The organism is uncultured Proteiniphilum sp. (genome assembly GCF_937873925.1).
Taxonomy (GTDB): Bacteria; Bacteroidota; Bacteroidia; order Bacteroidales; family Dysgonomonadaceae; genus Proteiniphilum.
The window spans coordinates 1-4,920 of record NZ_CALNAT010000099.1 but is presented as its reverse complement, the minus strand read 5'-3'; the positions used below and the strand labels follow the sequence as shown (position 1 = coordinate 4,920).

The 4,920-nt window shown below is 43.4% G+C and carries 6 protein-coding genes and 1 pseudogene; 3 read left to right on the top strand and 4 right to left on the bottom strand.

The window, feature by feature from the left end; genetic code table 11:
* The 4 genes and pseudogenes from Q0502_RS06960 to Q0502_RS06945 all read right to left on the bottom strand — a co-directional run.
* Positions 1 to 361, bottom strand: a pseudogene (locus Q0502_RS06960) (hypothetical protein); the annotation flags it as partial.
* A 120-nt stretch (positions 362 to 481) separates the two neighbouring features.
* A complete protein-coding gene (rpmA, locus tag Q0502_RS06955) occupies positions 482 to 751 on the bottom strand; it encodes a 50S ribosomal protein L27 (RefSeq protein ID WP_298648879.1) in 270 nt (89 codons plus the stop codon).
* Positions 752 to 771: 20 nt separating this feature from the next.
* Positions 772 to 1,083: a 50S ribosomal protein L21 gene (rplU, locus tag Q0502_RS06950; RefSeq protein WP_298648877.1), complete on the bottom strand. Its 312-nt coding sequence runs from the start codon at positions 1,081 to 1,083 to the stop codon at positions 772 to 774.
* Positions 1,084 to 1,200: 117 nt separating this feature from the next.
* The gene (locus Q0502_RS06945; RefSeq protein WP_298648875.1) at positions 1,201 to 2,703 is read right to left on the bottom strand and encodes an NAD(P)H-hydrate dehydratase; all 1,503 of its coding nucleotides are present in this window, start codon (positions 2,701 to 2,703) and stop codon (positions 1,201 to 1,203) included.
* A 253-nt stretch (positions 2,704 to 2,956) separates the two neighbouring features.
* Between Q0502_RS06945 and Q0502_RS06940 the strand changes: the two genes are divergently transcribed.
* The 3 genes from Q0502_RS06940 to Q0502_RS06930 form a co-directional block, all read left to right on the top strand.
* Positions 2,957 to 3,430, top strand: a complete 474-nt coding sequence (locus Q0502_RS06940; RefSeq protein ID WP_298648873.1) for a VOC family protein — start codon at positions 2,957 to 2,959, stop codon at positions 3,428 to 3,430.
* 295 nt (positions 3,431 to 3,725) lie between these two features.
* The gene (locus Q0502_RS06935; protein WP_298648872.1) at positions 3,726 to 4,310 is read left to right on the top strand and encodes a hypothetical protein; all 585 of its coding nucleotides are present in this window, start codon (positions 3,726 to 3,728) and stop codon (positions 4,308 to 4,310) included.
* On the top strand, positions 4,307 to 4,920 hold a 614-nt coding region (locus tag Q0502_RS06930), incomplete at its 3' end, for a nucleotidyl transferase AbiEii/AbiGii toxin family protein (protein ID WP_298648870.1). The genes Q0502_RS06935 and Q0502_RS06930, both read left to right, overlap by 4 nt.

Below are 4,920 nucleotides of genomic sequence, written 5' to 3'. Positions count from 1 at the left end.
CCGAACCGGAGTTTGTCGTTTCAACAGAGGAAGTCGAATCGGCAAACGTATCGTTTTTCTCTTCTACAGATTTCGGGGTTGTCGCCGCAGTTACAAAAGACGCCCTATTCTCCCCCGAAACCAGCGAAGCCTTGTAGCGGGCTGTTAATTCCGATGAAGACTGCTCTAACGAAAGATGCGACGGATAAAAAATACCGGCCTCCGCATACCACGAAGGAATCTTCTTTTCCGCCATTTGCCGCCCTGCAATCTGCGCCAATAACAACGGCGTATCCTCACGCGCAAAACGTAACGCCGTTTCACGTACGTCTTCGCGTTCATGCGCAAGAATAAATTCCCTTTGCTCGGAAGTCAATTGCATACTACAGATATACCAAAAAATAAAAACAGCCAGGCTTTTGGAAAGCAGGCTGCTTTTATCAACTAAAAAATTATTATTTTATGGTCCAAGTTTCCTTTTACGGGATAAAGACAATCGCTGTTACGCTTCTGCCTGTACTTGCGGCTGTACCGATACGAATGAGCGGTTGTCCCTCTTTTTACGGAAAACCACCACGCCGTCTACCAATGCAAACAAGGTATGATCTTTACCCATACCCACATTCTCTCCGGGATGATGAGCTGTCCCGCGCTGACGCACAAGGATATTGCCGGCTTTTGCCTTTTCACCACCGAATATTTTCACGCCCAATCGTTTACTTTCCGATTCGCGGCCGTTCTTTGAACTACCTACACCTTTCTTGTGTGCCATTTCCTTCTGATTTTAACTGATTAAGCAATAATTTCTTTTACTCTTACTTCCGAAAATTGTTGACGGTGACCGTTCAGTTTCCTGTATCCTTTTCTTTTTTTCTTCTTGAAAACAAGAACTTTATCACCTTTCACATGTGAGAGTATCTCTACTACTACTTTTGCCCCTTCGATAACCGGTGCGCCCACACTTACAGCGCCTTCTTTATCAACGAGCATCACTTTCTCAAATTCCACCTCGGCGCCTTGGTCGGCATTGATCCTGTGGACAAATAATTTTTGGTCTTGTTCAACTTTAAACTGTTGACCCTGAATATCTACAATGACGTACATAATTAAAATAACCTGAAGTTACACGCCTGAGGCGGACCGCTCTCCGCGGCCTCTTTTCCGGCCTATTGGCAAATTGAGGTGCAAAATTACATAATTAAATCGTAAAACACAAACGGATCAACTCTTTTTTTCCAAACGCCGATACGCGTTCCCTATATTTTCAATGATATCCGAAGCCACAAAACTACGCGGATGGATATTTCCTCCTGTTATGTCGGCCGTCATTCCATGCAGGAAGACGCCCAGCCTGGCTGCCTCTATCGACTTATAACCCTGTGCCAGCAGGCTTGTGATCATACCGGTCAGCACGTCTCCGCTCCCCGCTGTGGCCAATGCGGGAGTCCCGCTGTTGTTCACGTGAATTTCTTCCGCATCGATAACCAGCGAACAAGCTCCTTTGATCACCACAATTACTCCATATTTCTGCGTGAACAGCTTAGTTTTTTGAAGCTTGTCATAGTCGTCACGCCATTCCCCGATCAGCCTCTGAAGCTCTTTTGGATGGGGAGTCAGGATAGTTCCTGCGGGCAGGAGGGGAAGCCACTCGCTATGCCGTGCCAATATATTCAGTCCATCGGCATCCACCACCAGCGGGGTAGTGTTCTTCCGAAGGAAGTGGTACATCGCCTGCTCAGTTTCCGGATGCAGTCCCATGCCTATACCGATACCGATGGCATCTGGCTTCAGATCGTATTCAAGAGAGGTGATATACTCCGTACCCTTATCCTCAAAGGCCATCGCTTCGGGGAAATTGGATTGTAGGGCCGTCACGCCGCACTTGGGCAGATAAGCGGTAACCAATCCGCAACCTGTCTTCAGGGCAGCCTTCGATGCCAAAGAGACCGACCCGCACTTGCCCAGGCTTCCACCAATGATCAGCGCATGCCCTTGGGTACCTTTATGGGCAAATTTGAAAAGCGGTTTCAGCATACCCCTGATCTTCCCCTCTTCCGCCAGATAAATACCGGTCTCCGCTTCGGCGATCGCCTCTTCGTTCAGCCCTATATGCACGATTTGCACATTTCCGCTAAAACGTGCATTTTCGGGAAGGTACAGCGCCAGTTTGGGGATCTGAAAGGTCACCGTATCGGTCGCATTCACCGCAAATTCTGTTTTCCGGTCCGGAAACAATCCGCTCGGCACATCAATACTGATCACCTCTTTATCGCTTCCATTGATCCGTGCGATCACGTCGGCAGCCACCCCGGTCACTTCCCGCGACAGCCCCGTTCCGAATATACCGTCGACCACCACGTCGAACGGCGCCAGATCGGGAATATCCCGCCCGGTAACGATTTTTTCGTAAGAGATATTTTCCGCTCTCATCCGGCGGACATTATGAGCGCAGTCCTCCGTGTATCGATCGCTAAACTCCACCATATATGCCTTCACCGGGTAGCCTGACTTATGCAATAGACGGGCCACCACCAGTGCATCCCCCCCGTTATTACCCACGCCGGCGAAGATAACCACGGAAGTATTCCTGTTCGGGTATCGCTTTGTGAAAAAATTATAGAAAGCGGTCGCAGCGCGCTTCATCAGTTCAAGCGACGGTATTCCCTCCCTTGAAATCGTTTCTGCGTCAATCTTTCGAATCTGTTCCGACGTAAGGATTTTCATAAGTTCAACCGAATATGTTAATTATTTATTTTCAAAATATTCACTTCCTGATATAAATATACAAAATAAGTTCTGTTACTAGCCCTGTTTACATCGAAAAAAAATAATATAAAATTGATTCTCTCGAGAACTTCCCTATATTTGCATTGCAGATATCCGAAGGTCCACATTATGAATTGCTTCCGGATCCGGGTATATATTAAAAATCAGCAGCGACCCCATATAAAAACTACTATATTAAACAGAAAGAAAGATGAAAAAGATAATACCGTCATTATGGTTTGGTGATAATAATTGCGAAGAAGCGGTCAATTATTATGTGAATGTATTTCCGAATTCCGAAATACAAAGTATGGAAAGGTATCCTGATGAGCACCTTGATGAACATTTTAAAGGAATGTCCGGTAAAATAATAACGGCTGAATTTACACTGAACGGGCAGAAGTTCCTTGCACTGGATGGCGGCCCCTATTTTCATTTCAATGAAGCCATCTCTATGACGATTGAGTGCGAAGACCAGGAAGAGATAGACTACTTCTGGAATAAACTATCCCATGTGGAAGAAGCTGAACAATGCGGCTGGGTGAAAGATCAATTCGGGCTTTCCTGGCAGATAGTACCTCATAACATGGGAGAATTGATCAGGACAGATGCGCAGATACAAGCGATGATGAAAATGAAGAAAATAATTATTCGGGAACTCGAAGATGCCGGGAAATCAGTGTAGGCAAATCATGTAAGTTTGATGCACTTTTTCATGTACTTTTCACCCACATGAATCTGGATATATCTGTATTACAATATTTTCATATCTCAGTGGTGCACCTTTTGACACAAAACTCGAACTATTTGCTTGAAGACCTGAGAAAATTAAGTCAATTAAAAGATAATGCAATCCAGAATAATTTAGGCAAAGATGTCTCTGATCAACGAGAGAAGATTAGTCTGACTAACAGAAAAAACACAAAAAAATAATGCCATTTTAATTAAAAGCCTTATTTTTGTGCGTAAAGACAAAAGTGATGGAAAAAAATATTATTGAACAGTTTCATAAAAATGGTGGTTATCTCACCCGAAAAGAGATACGAACGGAAAAACAGCTTTACCAACTGCGTCGTATGACAGAAGAAAAAGTTGTAAAACGGATTAAGCCAGGCCTGTTTGTTTTAGAAGAAGCAACAGCCTCAAAAACAATGATTGATGTAGAACGTATTGTTCCGGAAGGTGTATTGTGTTATTATTCGGCATGGTTCCACTACGGGCTTACGACGCAAATACCGCAACAGTACCATGTGGCAGTCATCAAAAACCGCCGCGTAAAATTGCCTGATTTTCCACCTATACAATTGCACTATTGGCAGGAAAAATATGTATTGCTTGGTAAAGAGTACCAAATCATTGAGAACCTTCGGATCCCAATTTTCGATTTGGAGAAATCTGTATGTGATGCTGTAAAATTCCGTAATAAAATCGGTATGGATGTTTGTGCTGAGATTTTGCAAAATTATCTTGTCCGGAAGGACAGAGATTTGACGAAACTGATGCGTTATGCCAAAAACATGCGTATTGGCAACATTATGCAAACTTATATAACAATTCAACTATGACAAGAAAAGAAATAAAAAATATAGAGAAATCCATTCGTTCCCGTTTATTCAGTCTTGCAGGACATCAGCAATTGAGTTATCAAATGCTCATTATCCGTTATGCACACGAACGCCTGTTATATCGTTTATCTCGAAGCATTTACCGAGAGCGGTTTTATCTTAAAGGAGGCGTTTTACTCTATGCTTTTGACCGGGATAATGCCCGTCCTACCGTGGATATTGATTTTTCCAGCAACCGGATAGGCAACGATATAGCACAAATAAAATCCGTATTTACAGAAATATGCAAAATAAATGATGCTCCCGATGGTATACGTTTTGATATGGATGAAATACAGGCTGCAGAGATTAATGAAAATCGAGTCTATAAAGGTATTCGTCTGGTTATTACAGCCCGAATGGATACCATAATTCAACCGTTAAGTGTTGATATAGGCTTTGGGGATATAGTTATTCCTTATGCAAATGAATTGGATTATCCCTTATTATTGCCGGAGTTACCCATTCCTCGGATATTTGTATATTCAATGGAAACGGTCATTGCTGAAAAGTTTCAAGCAATGATCGAATTATCTGAAACCAATAGCAGGATGAAAGACTTTTATGACCT

Excerpts from the sequence above, each read along its gene's own strand:
- rpmA (WP_298648879.1), bottom strand. The coding sequence starts at position 751 with ATGGCACACAAGAAAGGTGTAGGTAGTTCAAAGAACGGCCGCGAATCG.
- rplU (WP_298648877.1), bottom strand. The coding sequence starts at position 1,083 with ATGTACGTCATTGTAGATATTCAGGGTCAACAGTTTAAAGTTGAACAA.
- Q0502_RS06945 (WP_298648875.1), bottom strand. The coding sequence starts at position 2,703 with ATGAAAATCCTTACGTCGGAACAGATTCGAAAGATTGACGCAGAAACG.
- Q0502_RS06940 (WP_298648873.1), top strand. The coding sequence starts at position 2,957 with ATGAAAAAGATAATACCGTCATTATGGTTTGGTGATAATAATTGCGAA.
- Q0502_RS06935 (WP_298648872.1), top strand. The coding sequence starts at position 3,726 with ATGGAAAAAAATATTATTGAACAGTTTCATAAAAATGGTGGTTATCTC.